This window comes from Streptomyces sp. NBC_00029, from assembly GCF_045160505.1.
Classification (GTDB): Bacteria; Actinomycetota; Actinomycetes; order Streptomycetales; family Streptomycetaceae; genus Streptomyces.
This window is the reverse complement of sequence record NZ_CP108292.1, coordinates 7,360,656-7,381,030: the sequence shown is the minus strand read 5'-3', so window position 1 is coordinate 7,381,030 and position 20,375 is coordinate 7,360,656. Positions and strand designations below refer to the sequence as shown.

16 protein-coding genes are annotated in these 20,375 nt (G+C 73.7%); 12 read left to right on the top strand and 4 right to left on the bottom strand.

What is annotated here, in order from left to right:
* From OG753_RS34135 to OG753_RS34110, 6 genes are read left to right on the top strand one after another with little or no spacing between them, the layout of a single operon-like run.
* Positions 1-1,173 carry a nucleotide disphospho-sugar-binding domain-containing protein gene (locus OG753_RS34135; RefSeq protein WP_327266996.1) on the top strand — a complete coding sequence of 391 codons (1,173 nt, stop codon included), beginning with the start codon at positions 1-3 and terminating at the stop codon, positions 1,171-1,173.
* A complete protein-coding gene (locus OG753_RS34130; protein ID WP_405791295.1) occupies positions 1,170-3,059 on the top strand; it encodes a methyltransferase domain-containing protein in 1,890 nt (629 codons plus the stop codon). The genes OG753_RS34135 and OG753_RS34130 overlap by 4 nt, the downstream gene beginning before the upstream one ends.
* The gene (locus OG753_RS34125) at positions 3,056-4,075 is read left to right on the top strand and encodes a galactokinase (RefSeq protein WP_405791294.1); all 1,020 of its coding nucleotides are present in this window, start codon (positions 3,056-3,058) and stop codon (positions 4,073-4,075) included. Before OG753_RS34130 ends, OG753_RS34125 begins: the two co-directional genes overlap by 4 nt.
* A gap of 44 nt (positions 4,076-4,119) precedes the next feature.
* A complete protein-coding gene (locus tag OG753_RS34120) occupies positions 4,120-5,400 on the top strand; it encodes an alkaline phosphatase family protein (protein WP_405791293.1) in 1,281 nt (426 codons plus the stop codon).
* 20 nt (positions 5,401-5,420) lie between these two features.
* Positions 5,421-6,671 (top strand): MFS transporter, encoded by a 1,251-nt coding sequence (locus tag OG753_RS34115; RefSeq protein ID WP_405791292.1) that lies wholly within the window; start codon positions 5,421-5,423, stop codon positions 6,669-6,671.
* Between the two features lie 9 nt (positions 6,672-6,680).
* On the top strand, positions 6,681-7,604 hold the full coding sequence (locus tag OG753_RS34110) for an SDR family oxidoreductase (protein ID WP_405791291.1): 924 nt from the start codon (positions 6,681-6,683) through the stop codon (positions 7,602-7,604).
* A gap of 83 nt (positions 7,605-7,687) precedes the next feature.
* Here OG753_RS34110 and OG753_RS34105 read toward each other — a convergent pair whose 3' ends face one another.
* Positions 7,688-8,473: a TetR/AcrR family transcriptional regulator C-terminal domain-containing protein gene (locus OG753_RS34105; RefSeq protein WP_327266994.1), complete on the bottom strand. Its 786-nt coding sequence runs from the start codon at positions 8,471-8,473 to the stop codon at positions 7,688-7,690.
* A 95-nt stretch (positions 8,474-8,568) separates the two neighbouring features.
* Between OG753_RS34105 and OG753_RS34100 the strand changes: the two genes are divergently transcribed.
* Positions 8,569-10,830 carry an ATP-binding cassette domain-containing protein gene (locus tag OG753_RS34100; RefSeq protein WP_405791290.1) on the top strand — a complete coding sequence of 754 codons (2,262 nt, stop codon included), beginning with the start codon at positions 8,569-8,571 and terminating at the stop codon, positions 10,828-10,830.
* 94 nt (positions 10,831-10,924) lie between these two features.
* On the opposite strand, the gene OG753_RS34095 is transcribed toward OG753_RS34100, so the two are convergent.
* Entirely contained in the window at positions 10,925-12,169 is a 1,245-nt protein-coding gene (locus tag OG753_RS34095; RefSeq protein WP_405791289.1) for an enoyl-CoA hydratase/isomerase family protein, read from the bottom strand.
* Here OG753_RS34095 and OG753_RS34090 point away from each other — a divergent pair.
* Positions 12,063-12,626, top strand: a complete 564-nt coding sequence (locus OG753_RS34090; protein WP_405791288.1) for a dihydrofolate reductase family protein — start codon at positions 12,063-12,065, stop codon at positions 12,624-12,626. The two genes, OG753_RS34095 and OG753_RS34090, sit on opposite strands and share 107 nt — an antisense overlap.
* 97 nt (positions 12,627-12,723) lie before the next feature.
* Here the strand turns inward: OG753_RS34090 and OG753_RS34085 are convergent, their stop codons facing one another.
* The gene (locus OG753_RS34085) at positions 12,724-14,994 is read right to left on the bottom strand and encodes an MMPL family transporter (protein WP_327265501.1); all 2,271 of its coding nucleotides are present in this window, start codon (positions 14,992-14,994) and stop codon (positions 12,724-12,726) included.
* Positions 14,995-15,169: 175 nt separating this feature from the next.
* Here OG753_RS34085 and OG753_RS34080 point away from each other — a divergent pair, with 175 nt between their 5' ends.
* Together OG753_RS34080 and OG753_RS34075 are read left to right on the top strand one after the other, a co-directional pair.
* Positions 15,170-16,342, top strand: coding sequence for a sensor histidine kinase (locus tag OG753_RS34080; RefSeq protein WP_405791287.1), 1,173 nt, complete (start codon positions 15,170-15,172; stop codon positions 16,340-16,342).
* Complete coding sequence (locus OG753_RS34075) at positions 16,317-16,979, top strand: response regulator (RefSeq protein WP_389869139.1); 663 nt, start codon at positions 16,317-16,319, stop codon at positions 16,977-16,979. The genes OG753_RS34080 and OG753_RS34075 overlap by 26 nt, the downstream gene beginning before the upstream one ends.
* Before the next feature lie 100 nt (positions 16,980-17,079).
* On the opposite strand, the gene OG753_RS34070 is transcribed toward OG753_RS34075, so the two are convergent.
* Positions 17,080-17,640, bottom strand: coding sequence for a DUF6434 domain-containing protein (locus OG753_RS34070; RefSeq protein WP_405791286.1), 561 nt, complete (start codon positions 17,638-17,640; stop codon positions 17,080-17,082).
* A gap of 116 nt (positions 17,641-17,756) precedes the next feature.
* Between OG753_RS34070 and OG753_RS34065 the strand changes: the two genes are divergently transcribed.
* Both OG753_RS34065 and OG753_RS34060 read left to right on the top strand, forming a co-directional pair.
* A complete protein-coding gene (locus OG753_RS34065) occupies positions 17,757-18,341 on the top strand; it encodes a hydrolase (RefSeq protein WP_327265497.1) in 585 nt (194 codons plus the stop codon).
* 80 nt (positions 18,342-18,421) lie between these two features.
* Positions 18,422-20,374, top strand: a complete 1,953-nt coding sequence (locus OG753_RS34060) for a CASTOR/POLLUX-related putative ion channel (RefSeq protein ID WP_405791285.1) — start codon at positions 18,422-18,424, stop codon at positions 20,372-20,374.
* The last annotated feature ends 1 nt before the right edge of the window (position 20,375 follow it).

The following is a 20,375-nucleotide window of genomic DNA, read 5'->3' as shown; positions in this document are numbered from 1 at the left end:
GTGCTGTTCACCGTGCCGCCGCTGGCGGGACACGTCAATCCGACCGTCGCCGTCGGGGCCGAACTGGCCGCCCGGGGACACGAGATCGCCTGGACGGGACCGGCCTCGGCACTCGCCCGGCTGCTGCCCGCGCAGGCCCGGATCCTGCCCGCCGGGGAGGACCTGGGCGGCGGGTACGCGGAGTTGCACGAACGCTGGCGCGATCTGCGCGGGGTCGGTGCGCTGCGGTTCCTGTGGGAGGAGGCGCTGGTGCCGCTGGCGCGGGCGATGGTGCCGGGGGTGACCCGGGCCGTCCGTGCCTTCGGCCCGGATGTGCTGGTCGCCGACCAGCAGGCCCTGGCCGGGCCGCTGGTCGCCCGGCGGCTCGGCGTCCCGTGGGTCACGTCCGCCAGCACCTCGGCCGAGCTGACCCGGCCCTTCGCGGACTTCCCCAAGGTCGGGGAGTGGGTGTCGGGGCAGATATCGGGCCTGCTCGCGGAGTTCGGCGCGGCCGGGGATCCGGGGGGCCGGGTGGGCTGGGACCCGCGCTTCTCGAAGCGGCTGGTGCTGGTCTTCTCCACCCCGGAACTGGTGGGAGCGGGCGCGGACTTCCCGCCGCACCACGCGTTCGTGGGCCCGGCCTTCGGCGCCCGTCCGGCCACGCCCGGATTCCCGTGGCAACGGCTGGACCCGGCGCGGCGGCGGGTGCTGGTGTCCCTGGGGACCCTCAACCAGGCCGCCGGGGCACGGTTCTACGGGGCGGTGCTGGGCGCCGCCGAACGGCTCGCCGAGGACGTGCAGTTCGTCCTGGCGGCGCCCCCGGCCCTGATCGGGGCCGCGCCGGCCCATGTCCTGCTCCAGGAGCGCGTGCCGCAGCTGGAGCTGCTGCCGCACCTGGACGCGGTGGTCTGCCACGCCGGCCACAACACCGTCTGCGAGGCCCTCGCGCACGGGCTGCCGCTGGTCGTCGCCCCGATCCGGGACGACCAGCCGATCGTGGCCCGGCAGGTGGTCGAGGCCGGCGCCGGCGTCCGGGTGCGCTTCGGCAGGACCCGGGCCGAGGAAATGCGTGACGCGCTCACGGCCGTGCTGGACGACCCCGGCCCCCGCCGGGCCGCCCGGCGGATCCAGGCCTCATTCGCCGCTGCGGGCGGGGCTGCCGCCGCGGCCGACCGGTTGGAGAAGCTGCTATGACACCACCCCCGTTCTCCCGTGTCCCGTGGACCTCCGCCCTGATACTGGCCGCCCTCGGTGCGGGCACCGTGCGCGCCAGGCGCCGGCTGCGGGCGATCCCGGTGCTGCCGGTGACCCCGCCCGCGGCGGCCGGAGTGCCGCGCGCCGCCGGGTGGCGGCTGCTCACCGCCCGCGGCGTGGAACCCGACGCGGCCACGTTCCTCGCCGCCTGCGCCTACGCCGAAGCGGAGGGACTGCGGGTGCTGGACCTGCTCCCCGCGGACCTGGCGGCCGAGCGGCTGCTGGGGCTGCTGCGCCTGGTCGACCCGGCTCGCTACCGGCAGGACCGGCTCGCCGAGGGGCGCGGGGCCGGGTTCGCCGTGCTCGTCACCGAGGACGTGCTGGCCCGGGCGGGGGTGGATCCGGGCGGGCCGCGCCCGGATCCGGCCGGGCTCCTCGCGCTGACCCGCCGGCTGAAGGAGTACGCCGCCGACGCCACGGGCCTGGCCATCGCCCCCAGTCTGAGCTGCGGCGGGGCCGAGGAGCGCCGGGGGCCCGCGCGGGCCGCCGAGTTGCGGGCCCAGGGGCTGCCGCCGGGTGCGCTGGCCGCGGCGCAGCTCGGCGGGCTGGCCCTGCTCGCGGGCGTCGCCGTACGCCAGGGCCGGTGGGGGGCCGCCGCGGCCGGGCTGTACTGGCTGCAGCCGTACCTGGTCCTCGGCGGGCCGGGAGCTCCGCTGCGCGCGGCCGGTCTGGGCCGCGCCACGGCGGCCCGGCCGGTGCGCTCCCTGGACGCCGGTCTGCGTACGGCCGCGGCGGCGGGCCGGCGCTCCGCCCCGGACGCCGCTCCGGACGCCGCTCCGGGCACCGCATCCGACGCCGCGCGGGCCGCCGCCTACCGGGCCGACCTGGCCGACGGCCCCGGGCGCTTCCTCGAACCGCGCCGCACGGACTGCCCGTGGTGCGGCTCCGCCCGGCTCACCGTGCGGGTCCGGGTGCGCGACCTGCTCCAGGGCAAGCCCGGCCGTTTCACGCTGGAGCAGTGCGGGGACTGCGGGCACGTGTTCCAGAACCCCCGGCTGACCCTGGAGGGGCTGGAGTTCTATTACCGCGACTTCTACGACGGGCGCGGCGGCGAGGGCGCGGGCACCGTCTTCGGCAGGCTGGGCGCCGCCTACCGGGGGCGCGCGGAGATGCTCCTCCCGCACGCGGACCCGGCGTCCTGGCTCGATGTCGGCACCGGGCACGGCCACTTCTGCAACGCGGCGCGGGACGTCTGGCCGCGGACCCGGTTCGACGGGCTGGACATGGGCGACGGGGTGCGCGGGGCCGAGCGCCGCGGCTGGGTGGAGACCGGATACCTCGGCCAGTTCCCGGAGTTCGCGTCGAAGCTGGCGGGCCAGTACGAGGTGGTCAGCATGTACCACTATCTGGAGCACACCCGGGATCCGCTCACCGAGCTGGACGCGGCGGCCACCGTGCTCGCCCCCGGCGGGTTCCTGGCCATCGAGCTGCCGGACCCGGAATCGCGGATGGCGCGGCTCCTCGGACCGGCCTGGCTGCCCTGGTTCCAGCCCCAGCACCAGCACCTCGTGCCCGCGGCCAATCTGCGCGAGGCGCTGGCCGACCGGGGGTTCACCGTCGTCGCCGAGGAGCACGGACCGGCGCACCAGGGCAATGACTTCTTCGGCGCGGTGGCCCTCGTCGCGACGCGGCTGGCTCCGGACCCGGAGCGGCCGTGGGGCCCGCCGGCCACCCCGGGCGCCCGGCTCCGCGCCCACGCGGTACGGGTGGCCGCGCTGCCGTGCTTCGCCGCCGCGGCGGTGCTCGACACGCTGCGCACGGCGGCGGCCCGGCGCACGGACGGCGGGAACGCCTACCGGATGCTGGCCCGCAAGGACATCCCGTGACGGGCGCGGACCCCTCCGGCAGCCGCGTGAGGCCGGGAGCCGGCGTCACCGCATCACGTACCGCGGGCTGCGGCGGCACCACCGCGGACGTGCCGGGGCCCGCCCCCGTCACCGCCGACCGCGTCGGAGGCGACCTGGCCCGGCGGGCGACGGCCGACCCGCTGTACCGCCTGGTCGCCTACGCCCTGGAGGCCGCGCACGGGAGGCCACCGGCCGCCGTGTGGAGTGCCCCGTACGCCTTCCGCCTGGGCTCCCCCGGGCTGGTCGCGGCGGCCGGCTGGCCGACGGCCGCCGCCGCGGCGCCGCGCACCGACGGCCTGGTGCGGCTCAGCTCCCTCGGCCATCCCGCCGACAGCTGCGATCTGCCGCTGACCCTGTCCGGGCCGCCGCCCGTCGCCCCGGCCTGGGCCACCCGCCCGTACGCCGTGCTGCGGGCCCTGGCCCGGGCCGGGTTCGGCCGCGGCGGCACCGACCTGCACGTCCAGGGCTCCCTGACGGGGGCCGCCGGGCTCGCCACGGCGGAGCCCGCGGACTGCGCGGTGGCCCTGGCGGTGGCCGACGTGCACACGGGGGCGGGTGAGCCGCCGGACCGCGAACAGCTGGCCCGGCTGCTGGCCGGGGCGGTGCCGGACGGGGACGACGGACTGCGCCGGGCGGTGCTCTTCGCCCGGTCCGGCAGAGCCCTGCTGCTGAGCGCGGAGCCCCGGCGCCGGCAGCGGTACGTCGCCTTCGACCCGGCGGCCTCGGGAGCGCGGCTGGTGCTGGTCGCCGTACGCGGGGAGGCCACGGACCGGTCGCGGGAGCTGGCGCGGGCCGTGGCCTGCGCCCGCCGGGCCGGGGCCCTGAGCGCCTGGCCGCCCGGGCAGCGGCCGGGGCGGAGCGTGCTGGTGCTGCTGCCCGAGGCACGTCTGGCGGCGGTGCGGGCCGCGGTGGCGGAGGACTTCCGCGACCGGGGGCGGCCCGTACCGCGGTTCCTGAACATCGCCGTGGCCGGTGCGGCCCGGCGCGAGGAATGACCACGTCCCGGGGACGGCCCCGGGCGACATCGAGGAGAACGCCCATGCCCACCTCTCGACCCTCACCGACGGCGCGCGCGAGACGCGGGTCCCGATGGTCCGCGCTCGTGGCCGGGCTGGGCGCGCTCGGCCTGCTGGGCGCGTTCACCGTGGCCAACTCCGTGGCGGCGGAGCCCCGTTCGGCCGCCGCGTCGGCCACGGCCGCCGCGCTGCCGGCGTACGACCACGTGGTGGTCGTCGTCTACGAGAACAAGCAGTACGGGGAGATCATCGGCAGCTCGAACGCCCCGTACATCAACCAGCTGGCGAACGGCGGCGCGAGCCTGACCGGCATGAAGGCGCTGACCCACCCCAGCCAGCCGAACTACTTCAACCTCTTCTCCGGCGCCACGCAGGGCATCACCGGGGACGGCTGCTACACACCGCAGTCGATGACGGCGCCGAACCTGGGCCAGGAGCTGATCGCGGCCGGCAGGACCTTCGCGACGTACAACGAGGACCTGCCGAGCGAGGGGTCCACGGCCTGCACGAACGGCCAGTACGCGCAGAAGCACAACCCGTGGTTCGCCTTCAGGAACGTGCCGCTGAACACCGGCAAGACCTGGGCGCAGTTCCCGCAGAACAATTTCGCGGCGCTGCCGAGCCTGTCCTTCGTGGTGCCCAACCAGTGCAACGACATGCACTCGTGCTCCGTCGGTACGGGCGACACCTGGACGAGGAACAACATCGACGCCTACGCGCAGTGGGCGAAGGCCAACAACAGCCTCCTGGTCCTGACCTGGGACGAGGACAACTACCTGGGCTCGAACCAGATCGCGACCGTCTTCTACGGGGCGAAGGTCAAGACGGGCAAGTACGCCACCGCCTTCAACCACCACCACCTGCTGCGGACCTTCGAGGACCTCTTCGGCACGGCGACGCACGCGGGCAACGCGGCCAACGTGCAGCCGATCACCGAGGTGTTCGACACCTCCACGAACCCCACCCCGACCCCGACTCCCACGCCGACACCCACCCCCACCCCCACTCCGACTCCCACGCCGACCCCCACCCCGACCTCGGGCGGTCTCCAACTGGCCAACCCCGGTCCGCAGACCTGCAAGTTCAACCAGTCGTGCACCATCCGGCTCAGTGCCACCGGCGGCACCGCTCCGGTCCGGTACGCGGCCACCGGCCTGCCCTGGGGGCTGACCGTCGACGCCGGCTCCGGCCGGATCACCGGCAAACCGTGGGGCAGCGGCACCGTCCAGATCACGGCGACGGCGACCGATGCCACGGGCGCCACCGTCACCGCCGCGTTCCCGCTGACCGTCAACTGGTTCTAGCACCGGCCCCGGAGGCATCCGTGTACCTCTCGACCAGCCGGGCCTCGGACATCGCCGGGGACACCCCGGCCCCGAAGGGCCCGCTGCGGGCCGTCCCCGGCACGGTGTTCGCGCTCGGGCTGGTCAGCCTGGTCACGGACGTCTCCGCGGAGATGGTCACCGCCATCCTGCCGTTGTACCTGATGGCCGGACTCGGCATGTCCCCGCTCGCGTTCGGCGCCCTGGACGGTCTGCACCAGGGCGCCACCGCCGTACTGCGCCTGGCGGGCGGGCGGATCGCCGACCGCACCCGGCGCCGCAAGCTCGTCGCGGGCACCGGCTACGCGCTGTCCGCCGCCTGCAAGGCGGCCCTGCTGTTCGTCGCCACCCCCTGGTCGGTGGCAGCGGTGCTCGCCGCCGACCGGACCGGCAAGGGGCTGCGCACCGCCCCGCGCGACGCGCTGATCTCGCTGTCCGTTCCGCCCGGCGATCAGGGCCGCGCCTTCGGGGTGCACCGGGCGCTGGACACGGCGGGCGCCCTGCTGGGCCCGCTGGCCGCGTTCGGGATCCTGTGGGTGGCGGTGGACGGCTACGAGGCCGTCTTCACGGTGAGCTGCTGCATCGCCGTCCTGGGCGTGCTGCTGCTCGCGCTCTTCGTCCGGGAGGCACCGGCGCCCGCCCCGGCCCCGGCCCGGCCCGCACTGCCGCCCGTACGCACGCTGCTGCGCCTCCCCGGCCTGCGGCGGCTGTGCCTGACGGCCGCCGCACTCGGCCTGTTCACCGTCGGCGACGCCTTCCTCTACCTGCTGCTCCAGCGCCGGCTCGAGCTGTCGGCCGCGTACTTCCCGCTGCTGCCCGTCGGCACGGCGGCCGTGTTCCTGCTGGCCGCGCTGCCCGTGGGCCGGCTCGCCGACCGGCTCGGCCGGCGCCGGGTGTTCCTCTGCGGGCACGTCCTGCTGCTCGGGTCCTGCCTGCTGCTCCTGGCCCCGGTCCCGGCCGGGGCGCTGCTGGTCGCCGGCGTGCTCGCGCCGCTCGGCCTGTTCTACGCCGCCACCGACGGGGTCCTGATGGCCGCGGCCGGGCCGTTGCTGCCCGCCGAGCTGCGCACGACCGGGCTCGCGGTGCTCCAGACCGCGCAGGCGCTGGCCCGGTTCGCGGGTTCGCTGCTGTTCGGGGCGGCGTGGACGCTGTGGGGGCCGGGCCGGGCGCTCGGCCTGGCGGCGGCCGGGCTGCTGCTGTCCCTGGCGGCGGTCGCCGTGTTCGGCGGGATCCGGGCACGGCGGTCGTCGTAGGGTCGGGGCATGCCGGAAACACAGCGAACTCTCGAAGGCAGGGTGGCCCTCGTGGCCGGGGCGACGCGCGGCGCGGGCCGGGGCATCGCGGTCCAGCTGGGCGCACGGGGCGCGACCGTGTACGTGTCGGGGCGCAGCACCCGGGGCAGGCGCTCGGAGTACGACCGGCCCGAGACGATCGAGGAGACCGCCGAGCTGGTCACCGCGGCGGGCGGCGAGGGGATCCCGGTGGTCGCCGACCACTTGGTCCCGGCGGAGGTGGAGGCGCTGGTCCGGCGGATCGACACCGAACAGGGCCGCCTGGACGTCCTGGTCAACGACATCTGGGGCGGGGAGCTGCTCTTCGAGTGGGAGAGCACGGTCTGGGAGCACGACCTGGACAAGGGGCTGCGGCTGCTGCGGCTGGCGGTGGAGACCCACGCCGTCACCAGCCATTTCGCGGTGCCGTTGCTGCTGCGCGAGCCGGGCGGGCTGGTGGTGGAGATGACGGACGGCACCGCCGAGTACAACGCGAGCCGGTACCGGGTGTCCTTCTTCTACGACATCGCCAAGTCCTCGGTGCTGCGCATGGCGTTCGCGCTGGGGCACGAGCTGGGACCGCGCGGGGCGACGGCGGTGGCGCTGACCCCGGGCTGGCTGCGCTCGGAGATGATGCTGGACACCTTCGGGGTGACGGAGGCGAACTGGCGGGACGCGCTCACCAAGGTCCCGCACTTCGCCATCTCCGAGACCCCTGCGTACGTGGGCCGGGCGGTCGCGGCGCTCGCCGGGGACCCGGAGGTGGCGCGCTGGAACGGCCAGTCCCTCTCCAGCGGGCAGCTCGCGGGCGTCTACGGCTTCACGGACCTCGACGGCAGCCGCCCGGACGCCTGGCGCTACATGGTCGAGGTCCAGGACCCGGACCGGCCGGCGGACACCACCGGCTACCGCTGAGCGACGGCGGTGCCCGACGCAGTGTTGCGGGCGAACGGCAGGTCCGCCGGGGCGGTTTCGCCCCCCGGGGGGTGTCCTGCCGATCAGGCCGGATCAGGGAGCTGGCTCCGGTGCCGCGGGCCGGAGTCGATCAGGCGGGCCAGTCCGTCGAGGACGCACTGGAGGCCGAAGGTCCAGAGCGTCTGGGGGTGGTAGCCGGCGACGGCGCTGCCCACCCGGCCGGCGAGCGGGTAGCGCTCGGGGTCCAGGGCCCTTCCGAGCAGCGGCTCGCTGACGGCCCACCAGTCCTCCTGGCTCTGGCGGCTGTTGTGCGCCGCGTCGTCGGCAACCCCCAGGGCGTGCGCGTGGACGAAGCCGAGGAGGTGGGCCAGGGCCGCGTCCATCTGGATGTCGGTGAGCCCGATGCCTTCGAAGGCGGCCAGTTCGTAGTCGTACTTCCCGATCACTCCGGGGCCCAGCGGCGGGCGGGTGACGGCCAGGTCGGCGATCCAGGGGTGCCGGGTGAGCAGGTCCCGGTTGTCCTCGGCCACGCGGGTGACCTTCGTCTGCCAGGGGTCCCCGTCGCCCGGTGTGCGGCGTTCCATGCGCTCGTACGCCTCGTCCAGCATGAGATCGAGGAGTTCGGCCTTGCCGGGGACGTAGGTGTAGAGGGTCATCGGCGTCACGCCCAGGCGCTGGGCCAGCGCCCGCATGGTGAGCGCGGGCAGCCCTGCCTCGTCGGCCAGCTCGGTGGCGGCCCGGACGACCGCGTCCACCGTGAGGCCCTGCCGGGGGCCGCGCCGCCCCGGCTGGGCCGGCTGCCCGGTGTCCCGCCACAGCAGCTCCAGCGTGCGGACGGGGTCGCCCGCCCCACTGCGGTCCTTCACCATGTCCGGGTCCTCCGATCGCGCGGCCAATAACTCACTACAGCGTATAGAGTACAGTGTACAAAGTAAGCTCGAGACACCGCCACGCGAGGAGTTCCGTGCAGATCGCCGCCGACAGTCATCAGGTCATCCAGGTCCGCGGAGCGCGGGAGAACAACCTCACGGACATCTCCCTCGACATCCCCAAGCGCCGGCTCACCGTCTTCACCGGTGTCTCCGGCTCCGGCAAGTCCTCCCTCGTCTTCGGCACCATCGCCGCCGAGTCGCAGCGGATGATCAACGAGACGTACACCGCCTTCATCCAGTCCTTCATGCCGAGCCTGGGCCGGCCGGACGTGGACGGGCTGCACAACCTGAGCGCCGCCATCGTGGTCGACCAGGAGCGGATGGGGGCGAACTCCCGGTCCACGGTCGGCACCGCCACCGATGCCTCCACCATGCTGCGGATCATCTTCTCCCGCCTCGGCGTCCCGCACGTCGGCTCGTCCACCGCCTTCAGCTTCAACGCCCCGGACGGCATGTGCCCGCACTGCGAGGGCATCGGGCAGGTCTCCGACATCGACGTGGACCAGCTGGTGGACCGCGAACTCTCCCTCAACGAGGGCGCGATCACCGTCCCCGGCTTCGCCGTGGACACCTGGTACTGGCAGATCATGGCCAACTCCGGTTTCTACTCCCCCGACACGAAGCTCAAGGACTTCTCCGAGCAGGAGTGGGCCGACTTCCTGCACAAGAGCCCGGTGAAGGTGAAGGCCGGCGCCACCAACTTCACCTACGAGGGCCTGGTCGCGAAGATCCAGCGGACGTACCTGTCCAAGGACCGCGAGTCGATGCAGGCCCACATCAGGACCTTCGTGGACCGCGCCGTGGTCTTCACGGACTGCCCCGACTGCGGCGGCACCCGCCTGTCCGCGGCGGCACTGTCCTCGCGCATCGACGGAATGAACATCGCCGAGTGCTCGGCGATGCAGATCAGCGACCTGGCCTCCTTCGTCCGCCGGATCGACGACCCGAGCGTGGCCCCGCTGCTCGCGAACCTGCGGGACCTGCTCGACTCGCTCGTGGAGATCGGCCTGGGATACCTCAGCCTGGACCGCCCCTCCGGCACCCTGTCCGGGGGCGAGGCGCAGCGGGTCAAGATGGTGCGGCACCTGGGGTCCTCGCTCACCGACGTCACCTACGTCTTCGACGAGCCGACCACGGGCCTGCACCCGCACGACATCCGACGCATGAACGACCTCCTGCTGCGGCTGCGCGACAAGGGCAACACCGTCCTCGTCGTCGAGCACAAGCCCGAGGTCATCGCGATCGCGGACCACGTCGTCGACCTCGGCCCCGGCGCGGGCACGGCCGGCGGACAGCTCTGCTACACCGGGGACGTGGCCGGGCTGCGCGCCTCCGACACCCTCACCGGGCGCCATCTCGGACACCGGGCGCGGCTGCGGGAGTCGGTGCGCACCCCGCGCGGCCAGCTGTCGGTCAAGGACGCGGATCTGCACAACCTGAAGGACGTCAGCGTGGAGGTGCCCCTCGGGGTACTGACCGTGGTGACCGGGGTCGCGGGCTCCGGGAAGAGCTCGCTGATCCACGGGTACCTGGCCGGGCGCGACGGTGTGGTGGTGGCCGACCAGTCGCCGATCCGCGGCTCGCGCCGCTCCAATCCGGCCACCTACACCGGCCTGCTGGGGCCGATCCGGACGGCCTTCGCCAAGGCCAACGGGGTCAAGGCGGCGCTGTTCAGCGCCAATTCGGAGGGCGCCTGCCCCAAGTGCAACGGTCTCGGGCTGGTCTACACGGACCTGGCCATGATGGCCGCGGTCGCCTCGGTCTGCGAGGAGTGCGAGGGCAAGCGCTTCACCCCCGAGGTGCTGACGTACCGGCTGCGCGGCAAGAACATCAGCGAGGTGCTGAACATGCCGGTCGCGGAGGCGCACGCGTTCTTCCCCACCGGCCAGGCACGCGCCGTCCTCGGGCGCCTGGTCGACGTCGGCCTGTCGTACCTGCGGCTCGGGCAGCCGCTCAACACCCTGTCGGGCGGCGAGCGGCAGCGCCTCAAGCTCGCCATCAGCATGGCCGAGAAGTCCTCGACGTACATCCTGGACGAGCCGACGACCGGCCTGCACATGGCCGACGTGGACAAGCTCCTGGCCCTGCTGGACCGGCTCGTCGACGACGGGAACTCGGTGATCGTCATCGAGCACCACCAGGCGGTCATGGCGCACGCCGACTGGCTGATCGACATCGGCCCCGGTGGCGGCCACGCCGGCGGCCGGGTCGTCTTCGAGGGCACTCCGGCGACGCTGGTGGCCGATGCGGACACCCTGACCGCCCGCCACCTGCGGGAGTACGTCGGCTCGTAGCGCGAGGCCGTACGCCGTACGCGGCCGCCCGCCGGATGCGGCAGGCTGCGTACGGCGCGCGCCGGCCGTGGCGAGACGACGGTGGGCGGGTCTCCTAGGAGTGCAGGCGCAGTTCGCGGTCCTCGCCGAGCGGGGCGAAGAAGCGCTCCACGTCCGCGCCGCTCACCTCGGCCAGGGTCGCCGGGGACCAGTGCGGGTCACGGTCCTTGTCGACGACCTGCGCCCGGATGCCCTCCACGAGGTCCGGCGAGGCCAGCGCGTTGCAGGAAATGCGGAACTCCTGGACCAGCACCCCCTCCAGCGTGCCGAGGGCCGCGGCACGGCGCAGCGCCGCCAGGGTGACCTTGAGGGCGGTCGGGGACTTGGCCAGGATCGTCTCGGCGGCCTCCTTGGCGGCGGGCTCCCCCTGGCCGAGCAGCCGCTCCACGATCTCCTCGACGGTGTCGGCCGCGTAGCAGTGGTCGATCCAGCCGCGCCGGTCGGCGAGTTCACCGGGCCCGGGGGTGGCGGCGTACCGCGGGAGCACCTCGTGTGCGGGCGCCCCGCCGAGGGCGGCGGTCAGTTCCGGGAGCCGGCCGGCCGGTACGAAGTGGTCGGCGAGCCCGCACAGCAGCGCGTCGGTGGCGCCGACCGCGGTGCCGGTGAGGGCGAGATGGGTGCCGAGTCCGCCGGGCGCGCGGCCGAGCAGGTGGGTGCCGCCGATGTCGGGGACGAAGCCGATGCCGGTCTCGGGCATGGCGACGCGGGAGCGTTCGGTGACGATCCGGACCGAGCCGTGCGCGGAGACGCCGACGCCGCCGCCCATGGTGATGCCGTCCATGAGGGCGACGTACGGCTTGGGGTAGCGGGCGATGCGGGCGTTGAGGCGGTACTCGTCGCGCCAGAAGTCGGCCGAGGCGGTGTTCCCGGCCTTGGCGTCGTCGTGGATGGCCCGGATGTCCCCGCCCGCGCACAGACCGCGCTCACCGGCGCCGCGGATCAGGACCTGCTGGACGGCGGGATCGTCCGCCCACGCGGCGAGGGCCTCGTCGATGCGGATCACCATGGGGTGGGTGAGGGCGTTGATGGCCCTGGGGCGGTTGAGGGTGATCACCCCGGTCCGGCCGTCGGTGTGGAACAGCACGGTGTTCGCGTCTTCGGTCTGGGCGTCTTCGGTCTTCACACCGGCCAGTATCGCCGCGGCCCGCGCCGCTCCCGGCGCCGGGCGCTCCCGGGGCGTACCGTGGTCGGCCATGAGGAAGATCGTGCTGATGGCGGGGGTGTCGCTCGACGGGTTCATCGAGGGGCCGGACCGGGACATCGGCTGGCACCAGGTGGACGAAGAGCTGCACCAGCACATGAACGACGTGCTCAGCGCGGCGGGCGGTTTCCTCAGCGGGCGCGTGACGCACCAGCTGATGGCGGACTACTGGCCGACCGCCGACGCCGATCCCGCGAACGCCGGTGCGGTGGCCGAGTTCGCCGAGATCTGGCGGTCCAAGCCCAAGTACGTGTACTCGCGCACCCTGCGGTCGGCCGAGTGGAACACCACGATCGTACGGGACGTCGTGCCCGAGGAGGTCGCCGCGCTCAAGGCGGCCCCGGGCGGCGACCTGACGCTGGGCGGGGCGGATCTCGCCACCTCGTTCCTGCGCCAGGACCTCGTGGACGCCTTCCGGATCTACGTGCACCCGGTACGGATCGGGCGTGGCACGCCGCTCTTCCAGACCCTCGACTACCGTCCGGTGACCCTGCGGCACACCGACACCCACACCTTCGGCAACGGCGTGGTCCTGCTGCGCTACGAGCGCGCTTAGGGCGCGCATCGAGTCGTGATCAATGTGCGGGTGCCGCCCGATATGCCCCTGGGTGACGTGCTGAGGTGCCGGACGCCAACGGCGGGCAGGAGTCGGGTCAACGGTCGACCAGCCGTGGACGCGGGGCCTCACCCGTGGATTCCGCGTCGGTGTCGTCGGTGCCGACCGGGCCGCGGGGAAGCATCCGGTCCAGCCACTTCGGCAGCCACCAGTTGGTCCGGCCGAGGAGTGTCATGGTCGCCGGTACCAGCACCATGCGTACGACCGTGGCGTCGATGAAGATCGCGGTGGCCAGGCCGAGCCCGAACATTTTGGTGGAGGGGTCCTCGGCGACGGCGAAGGACAGGAAGACCGCCACCATGATGAGGGCGGCCGAGGTGATGATCCGGGCGGTGCGCGAGACGCCCTCGACGATCGCCGTGCCGTTGTCGCCGGTGCGCAGGTACTCCTCGCGTACGCGGGAGAGGAGGAACACCTCGTAGTCCATCGACAGGCCGAACAGGATGGCGAAGAGGAACATCGGGATGAACGACACGATCGGAACCGTCGCTTCCAGCCCGATGAGTGCGCCTCCCCAGCCCCACTGGAAGACCGCGACCATGATGCCGTAGGCCGCGCCGATGCTCAGCAGATTCAGCAGGACCGCCTTGAGCGGTACGAGTATCGAGCGGAAGACCAGCATCAGCAGCAGGAACGACATCGCCAGCACGGCGGCGACGAACACCGGCAGGCGTTGGCTGGTGCGTCGGCCCACATCGGACAGGCTCGCGGTGGCGCCGCCGACGTGGGCCCTGGCCGGGCCGTGCCCGATCGCCGTGGGCAGCACGTCGGTGCGCAGCCGGGCGATGGTGTCGGCCGTGGCCTTGTCCTGAGGGCTGGTGGTCGGGAACACCACGAGGGTCGCGATGCCGGTGGCCCGATCGATGTGCGTCGGCGCGACGGATGCGATGCCCGGATCCGCCGCGACCGCCCCGACGAGTCGGTCCAGCACTCCCGGATCACCGGTGGGGTCCGCGGCGATGACGAGGGGACCGTTGGTGCCCGGGCCGAACCCCTCGGCGACGAGGTCGTAGGCGCGGCGCTCGGTACGGCTGTGGGGCAGTGAGCCGTCGTCGGGCAGGCCGACGCGCAGGCCGAGCACGGGCAGCGTCGCGGTCAGCAGCAGCCCCGCCGCGCCGATCGCGTACGGCACCGGGTGCCGGTTGACGTGCCCGATCCAGCGCCGCCAGCCGGCGGCGGGAGCGGCGCCCGCCGCCGGGTCCCGCCGCCGTGCGAGTCGGCCCGGCTTCCCGGTCTGCAGAGCCCGGCCGATCCGGCCGGCCCGGGCCAGGCGTGGGCCGGCGGCGCCGAGGAGGGCCGGCAGCAGCGTCACCGACGCGAGCACCATGGTCAGGACGACGATCGAGACGGCAAGCCCGCCCACTGTCATGAACGGCACGTTCGCGACCGCCATGCCGAGGATCGACACGACGACGGTTCCGCCGGCGAAGACCACCGGCCGCCCCGCCGTGGCCACCGCTCGTCCGGCCGCCTCGTGCGGATCGAGCCCGCGCGCGAGGTACTCCCGGTGCCTGGCGAGCACGAACAGCGCGTAGTCGATGCCCACTCCGAGCCCGACCATGCTGCCCAGGACCGGTGCGAAGGTGGGGACGTCCGTGACCCCCGCCAGTACCGTCATCGTGGCGACCCCGACGGTCAGTCCGAAGACCGCCATGCCGATCGGCAGCGCGGCCGCGACGAGCGAACCGAACGCCAGGAAGAGAATCGCGGCCGCGGCGACGAGACCGATCAGCTCGCTCACGCCGCCGTCGGGGTCGGAGAAGGCGTAGAAGAGGTTCCCGCCCATCTCGATGCGCAGGGGCAGCTCGGCGCGCAGCCGGTCGCCGAGATCGACGAGGGCGTCGAGGTCTTCGCCCGACAGCCGGCTCTGGTCGGGGTACTGCACCCGGACGACCGCGATCCGCCCGTCGGCCGAGACGAGGCCGCCGCGCACGGCGGTGTCCCCGCCCGCGTCGAGCGCCCCCGCCGGGTCGCTCGTGCCGAGCACGTGCGGCAGCCGGTTCACCTCGGTCCGCAGCCGCGTGAGAGCGGTGCGCGCGCCGTCGTCGTCGAAGAACGTCGCACCGCCATCGAGGGGGGTGACGACCACTTGGGCGGTCATCCCCTCCTGGCCGGTGCCTGCCCGCTCGATCAGTTCCGCGGCCCGTCGGGAGTCCAGTCCTGGAGCGGTCATCGAGTCCGCGGTCCGCCCGCCGAAGGCGACGGCGGCGAGGACGGCGAGCGTGGCGGCGATCAGCCATGCCGCGATCACCCGCCAGGGATGGCGGGCCGCACCCCCGCCCAGGCGCAACAGGACTTTCGAGAGCATCTGTTCCTCCCACCACCTCGTCGGCCGTCCTTGTACGGCCGCCGATACCGAGGCTCGTCGCCACGGCGCTCCGCGGCATCGGCCCGCGGGCCGCGGATCCGTCGGCCCCGGGGCGGAGTGACGACCCATCCTTTCGGCCGATGCGCGGCACGCCGCGGTCCCTAGGCTGAGAACCGTGCTCCGAGACGACCTGCGAACCCTGTGGACCGAACCCCGGCCGCCCGACGCGCCCGCCCGGGTGCGGCGGGACTGGGCGCTGCTCGCCGCGGGCCTTGCCGGTGTGGCGCTGGAGGCCACCCTGCGCGAGAACGTCGTGTGGCGGCCGGTGGCGGTGGTGCTCGCCGTATGGCTGTGCCTGCTGCCCCTGTGGCGCCGGACCCGCCCGCTGGCGATGGTGACGCTGGCGTTCGGCTCGGTGATCGTGCTTCCGGTGGCCTCGCTGGTCGCCGCACCGCGCGAGCCCGTCGGCCTGTACACCGGCGCGGTCGTGCTCGTGCTGGTGTACGCGCTGCCCCGGTGGGGATCGGGACGGGAGATCGTGCTGGGCGGCGCGGTGATCCTCGCGGCCGGCGCGCTGTGTTCCGTCACGGACGAGACCCCGGTCGTCGAGAACGTCGTGGGCCTCGCCTTCCTGCTGCTGCCCGGCGTGGTCGGGGCTGCCGTGCGGTTCCGGGTGACCGCTCGCGATAGGCAGTTGGAGCAGGTGCGCTCCCGCGAGCGCGAGCAGCTCGCCCGGGAACTGCACGACACGGTGGCCCACCACGTGTCGGCCATGGTGATCATCGCCCAGGCGGGCCGGGTGCTCGCGGGCACCGACCCGTCCGCCGCCGTGGAGGCGCTGGAGGGGGTCGAGGAGGAAGGGGCGCGCACGCTGGAGGAAATGCGCGCCATGGTCGCCGCGCTGCGCGACCGCGGGGTCGGCGCCGAGCTGGCGCCGCCTGCCGGTGTCGCGGATCTGGAGCGCCTGGTGCGCACCCCGCGTGGTCGCCTCAAGGTCGACCTGGGGCTCGACGGCGAGCTGGACGCGCTGCCCCCGGCCGTGGACGCGGCCGTCTACCGGATCGTGCAGGAGTCGGTGACCAACGCGCTGCGCCATGCGGTCGACGCGACCGAGGTCGTCGTCCGGGTCGCCGCGGAACGGCACATGGTGCGGGTGAGCGTGCGCGACAACGGCCGGCGCACCGGCCGGGGTCGCGACGGATACGGACTTACCGGATTGCGCGAGCGCGCGACGCTGCTCGGCGGCACACTACGAGCCGGCCCGGGTACCGACCGGGGCTGGCATGTCGACGCCGAACTGCCGAGAGCGAGGAGCGAGAGCCGTGTCCATTCGCGTCCTCGTCGCTGACGACCAGACGATCATCCGCACCGGGTTGCGGATCATACTGAACGCCCAGCCCGGCATCGAGGTGGTCGGCGAGGCCGCCGACGGACGGGAGGCGGTACGTCTGGCCCGCGAACTGCGCCCCGACGTCTGCCTGTTCGACATTCGCATGCCCGTACTCGACGGGCTCGAGGCCACCCGGCTGGTCGCCGGCCCGGGCGTCGCCGACCCGCTGGCCGTGGTCGTCATCACCACGTTCGACCTCGACGAGTACGTCTACGGCGCGCTGCGTGCCGGCGCCCGCGGATTCCTCCTCAAGGACACGGGACCGGACCTTCTGGCCCAGGCCGTACGGTCGGCGTCCGGCGGTGAGGCGCTCATTGCGCCCAGCGTCACCGTCCGTCTGCTCCAGGCATTCGCGGACCTGCCCGCCGGCCGGCCCGTGGCCCAGCCGGTCTCCCCCGTCACCGCCCGCGAGGAGCAGGTGCTCCTCGCCGTCGCTCGCGGGCTGACCAACACCGAGATCGCCGATGCACTGCACATCAGCCTCAGCACGGTGAAGACGCATCTGGCCAGCCTGATGGCCAAACTCGGCGCCCGCAACCGGGTCGAGATCGCGATGTGGGCCTACGAAACGCGCCGCATCCTCCCCGGAACCTGAGCCGGGTGCCGGGCCATGTCCCCTGAGTCCCCGCCCGGACATCAGTGCACCGGTCGGCTCACGTCGGCTCCACGCGCCTCACCCGCGCCGGAGCCGGTGGTCAGTCGCGGGGGCGGGCCCGATGGTCCCGCCATGCCGCCAGGGCCTCGGTGCGGGTTCCGTCCGGGTGCCGGGCGTGCCAGGCGCGCAGGAACCGATTGAGCTCGAACTGCGCGCCGATCTGCTGGGGTTCGGCCGCGCGTGCGCGGGTCGCGTGCCAGTGGGCGACGGCCTCGGCCAGGGTGTGGCCCGCATGCCCGGCGATGTAGTCCCGCATGAAGGCGTCGAAGTGGAAGCCGGGTCCGATCTCGCGGACGAAGTACGCGCGCAGCACCTGGCTGCAGTTCTGGCCCGGCGGGATCACGCTCGCGCCGGTGACGGGCGCGGTGAGCCGGCGTCCGGCCCGGCGGGGTGCGGGGGCCGCCGGGGCGGCGGGTGCGGGGAGTCCGTCGAGCGCGGCGGCGAGCCGCGCGGTGACGGCTACCTTGCCCCCGCCGGCCGGGAGCCCCATCTGCCGTGCGAGCGCCGCCAGTTCGGCCAGCGTCCAGTACCAGCGCAGCAGCTCGGCCCCGGTCAGCGCGGACGTCAGGGAGGGTCGGGATTCTCCGTTATTCGTACTCACGTTCCCATCCTAATCGGGATGCGGATGCGGCGAGGAGACCGGCAGGGGCTCCCCGGAAGTCGAATGCGCTCCCCTTAGTGTCGGTACCTGCCCGCACCGGATCCGCAGGAGAGTTCATGACCGTCACCGAACCGACCCCCCTCGCCCTTGGTCAGGACACCGCCCTGGTCCTCATCGACCTCCAGACGGGCATCCTCGCCCGGCCCACCGCGAAGCCGGCCACCGAGATCCTCGAGAAGGGCGTCGCGCTCGCCGAGGCGTTCCGCTCCCACCGGCTGCCCGTGGTCCTGGTCAAGGTGGCGTGGTCCCCCGACGGCGGCGACCTGCCCACCGCGAACGTGGACCGCCCGGGGCCGGCCGCCGCCCCGCCCGCCGCCTTCTCCGAGATCCCCGCCGAGCTCGCCGCCCTCGGGGACGTGGTCGTCACCAAGCGCCACTGGGGCGCCTTCACCGGCACCGAGCTCGACCTCCAGCTGCGCCGGCGCGGCATCCACCGCATCGTCCTGGCCGGCATCTCCACGAGCGTCGGCGTCGAATCCACGGCCCGTACGGCCTGGGAGCTCAGCTACGACCTGGTCTTCGCGGAGGACGCCACCGCCGACACCGACGCCGATTCGCACGCCCACACCTTCGGCAAGATCTTCCCCCGCATCGGCAAGGTCAGCAGCACGGACGAGGTCATCGCGGCCCTGGGCCCCTGACCGGCCGCGCGCCGACGGCGGTTCACCCGTAACCGTGCGGGCGTCCGCGGGTTAGCAGCGCGGAAGGCGAGGGAGTTCTCATGGCGCAGCGGCACACGACGTCCCTACGGCTGCGCCTTCGGTACCGGTTCGACAATCTGGTGGCAGGGGGAACCACCGCGCTCATCGGCTGGTTCGCCCTGGCCTGCCTCGCCGTCGTGGTCCCGGCGAGCACCGTCCTCGTATGGGCCGACCGGGCCGCCCCCGCGACCCTCTCCGGCCGGCTCACCGCCGTGTGGGTCAGTGTCGGACAGACCCTCAAGATCGGGGGCGCGGTCGGGTCCCCCCTCTACGTGCTGGCCTCCGTGGCCCTCGCCCTGGTCGCCCTGCTGTTCGTGTCCACCCTCGTCAGTCTGATCACCACCGGCATCAACCGGCGCATCATGCTGCTCCGCCGCGGCCACTCCACCGTGCTGGAGTCCGGGCACACCGTCCTGCTGGGCTGGTCCGACCAGATCTTCCCGGTGGTCGGGGAGCTGGTGGCCGCCAACGCCAACCGGCGCAGGTCGGCCATCGCCGTCCTCGCCCCGAAGGACAAGGTGGAGATGGAGGACGAGATCCTCACCTCCGTCACCGACACCGGCACGACCAGGATCATCTGCCGCAACGGCCGCACCACCGACCCCGCCGAACTGGCCCGGGTGAGTCCGCGGACCGCGAAGGCCGTGCTCGTGCTGCCGCCCGACGCGGACACCGGTGACGCCCACGTGGTGAAGACCCTGCTCGCCCTCTACGCGGCGGACCCCGAGCCCGGTGGCGCGGTGGTGGTCGCCGCCGTCCGCGACACCCGCAACCAGGTCACCGCCCGGCTGGCCGCCGGGCCCGGCGGCCACGTCCTGTGCGTCGACGACATCATCGCCCGGCTCCTCGTCCAGACCGCCCGCCAGCCCGGCCTCTCGCTCGTCTACCAGGAACTGCTCGACTTCGCGGGCGACGAGTTCTACACCGCCGCGGCCGGGGACCTCGCCGGAAGCACCTTCGGCGAGGCCCTGCTGGCCTTCACCACGTCCTCCGTGGTCGGCCTGTTGCACGCGGGGGGCGGCGTCGCCCTCAACCCGGACCCCACGACGACGATCGGCCCTGACGACCGGATCGTCCTCATCTCGCAGGACGACGACACGGCCCTGCGGGCGGACGCGTCCCCGTACGTCGACCGGGACGCGATCGTCACCGCCCGCCCCCGGACGCCCGAGGCCGAACGGCTGCTCCTCCTCGGCTGGAACCGCCGCGCTCCGCTCATGGTCGAGCAGCTCGACCGGTTCGTGAGCCCCGGAAGCACCCTGGACGTCGTATCGCTCGGCGACGAACCGACGATGTGCACCACCTCCGCGATCGCGGGTGCGTACAGCCGTCTCGAAGTGGCCTTCCGCAGCGGGGACATCACCGATCCCCAGCTGCTGGCCAAGCTGGACGTGCCGTCGTACGACAGCGTGATCGTCATCGGCGAGACCGACGTCGAGTCCGCCTCCCGGACGGCCCCGGGCCCCACCCGCGCGGTCGACCTCACGCTCGCCCCGGAGACCGGGACGGAGACGGACGACCGGACGCTGGTCACCCTGCTGCACCTGCGGGCGATCGGGGAGGCGGCGCAGCGCGAGCTGTCGCTCACCACCGAGATGTCCGACGACGGCAACAGGCTGCTCGCCCCCGCCCGGGAGGGCGCCGACTTCATCGTCAGCGGCCGGCTGATCAGCCTCCTGATGACCCAGATCTCGGAGAGCCCCTACCTCGCGGACGTCTTCGAGGAGTTGTTCCAGGCGGAGGGGAGCGAGCTCCACCTCAAGCCGGTCGCGGACTACGTGCGCACCGGTGACGAGGTGGCCTTCGCCACCCTCGTGGAGTCGGCGCGCCGTCGCGGCGAATGCGCGGTCGGCTACCGGCTGCGCGCGCAGGCCGCCACGGGCCCCGGGTACGGCGTCCACCTCAACCCGGACAAGCGGTGCCCCGTCCGGTTCGGCGAGCACGACTGGCTGATCGTGCTCGCCGAGGGCTGAG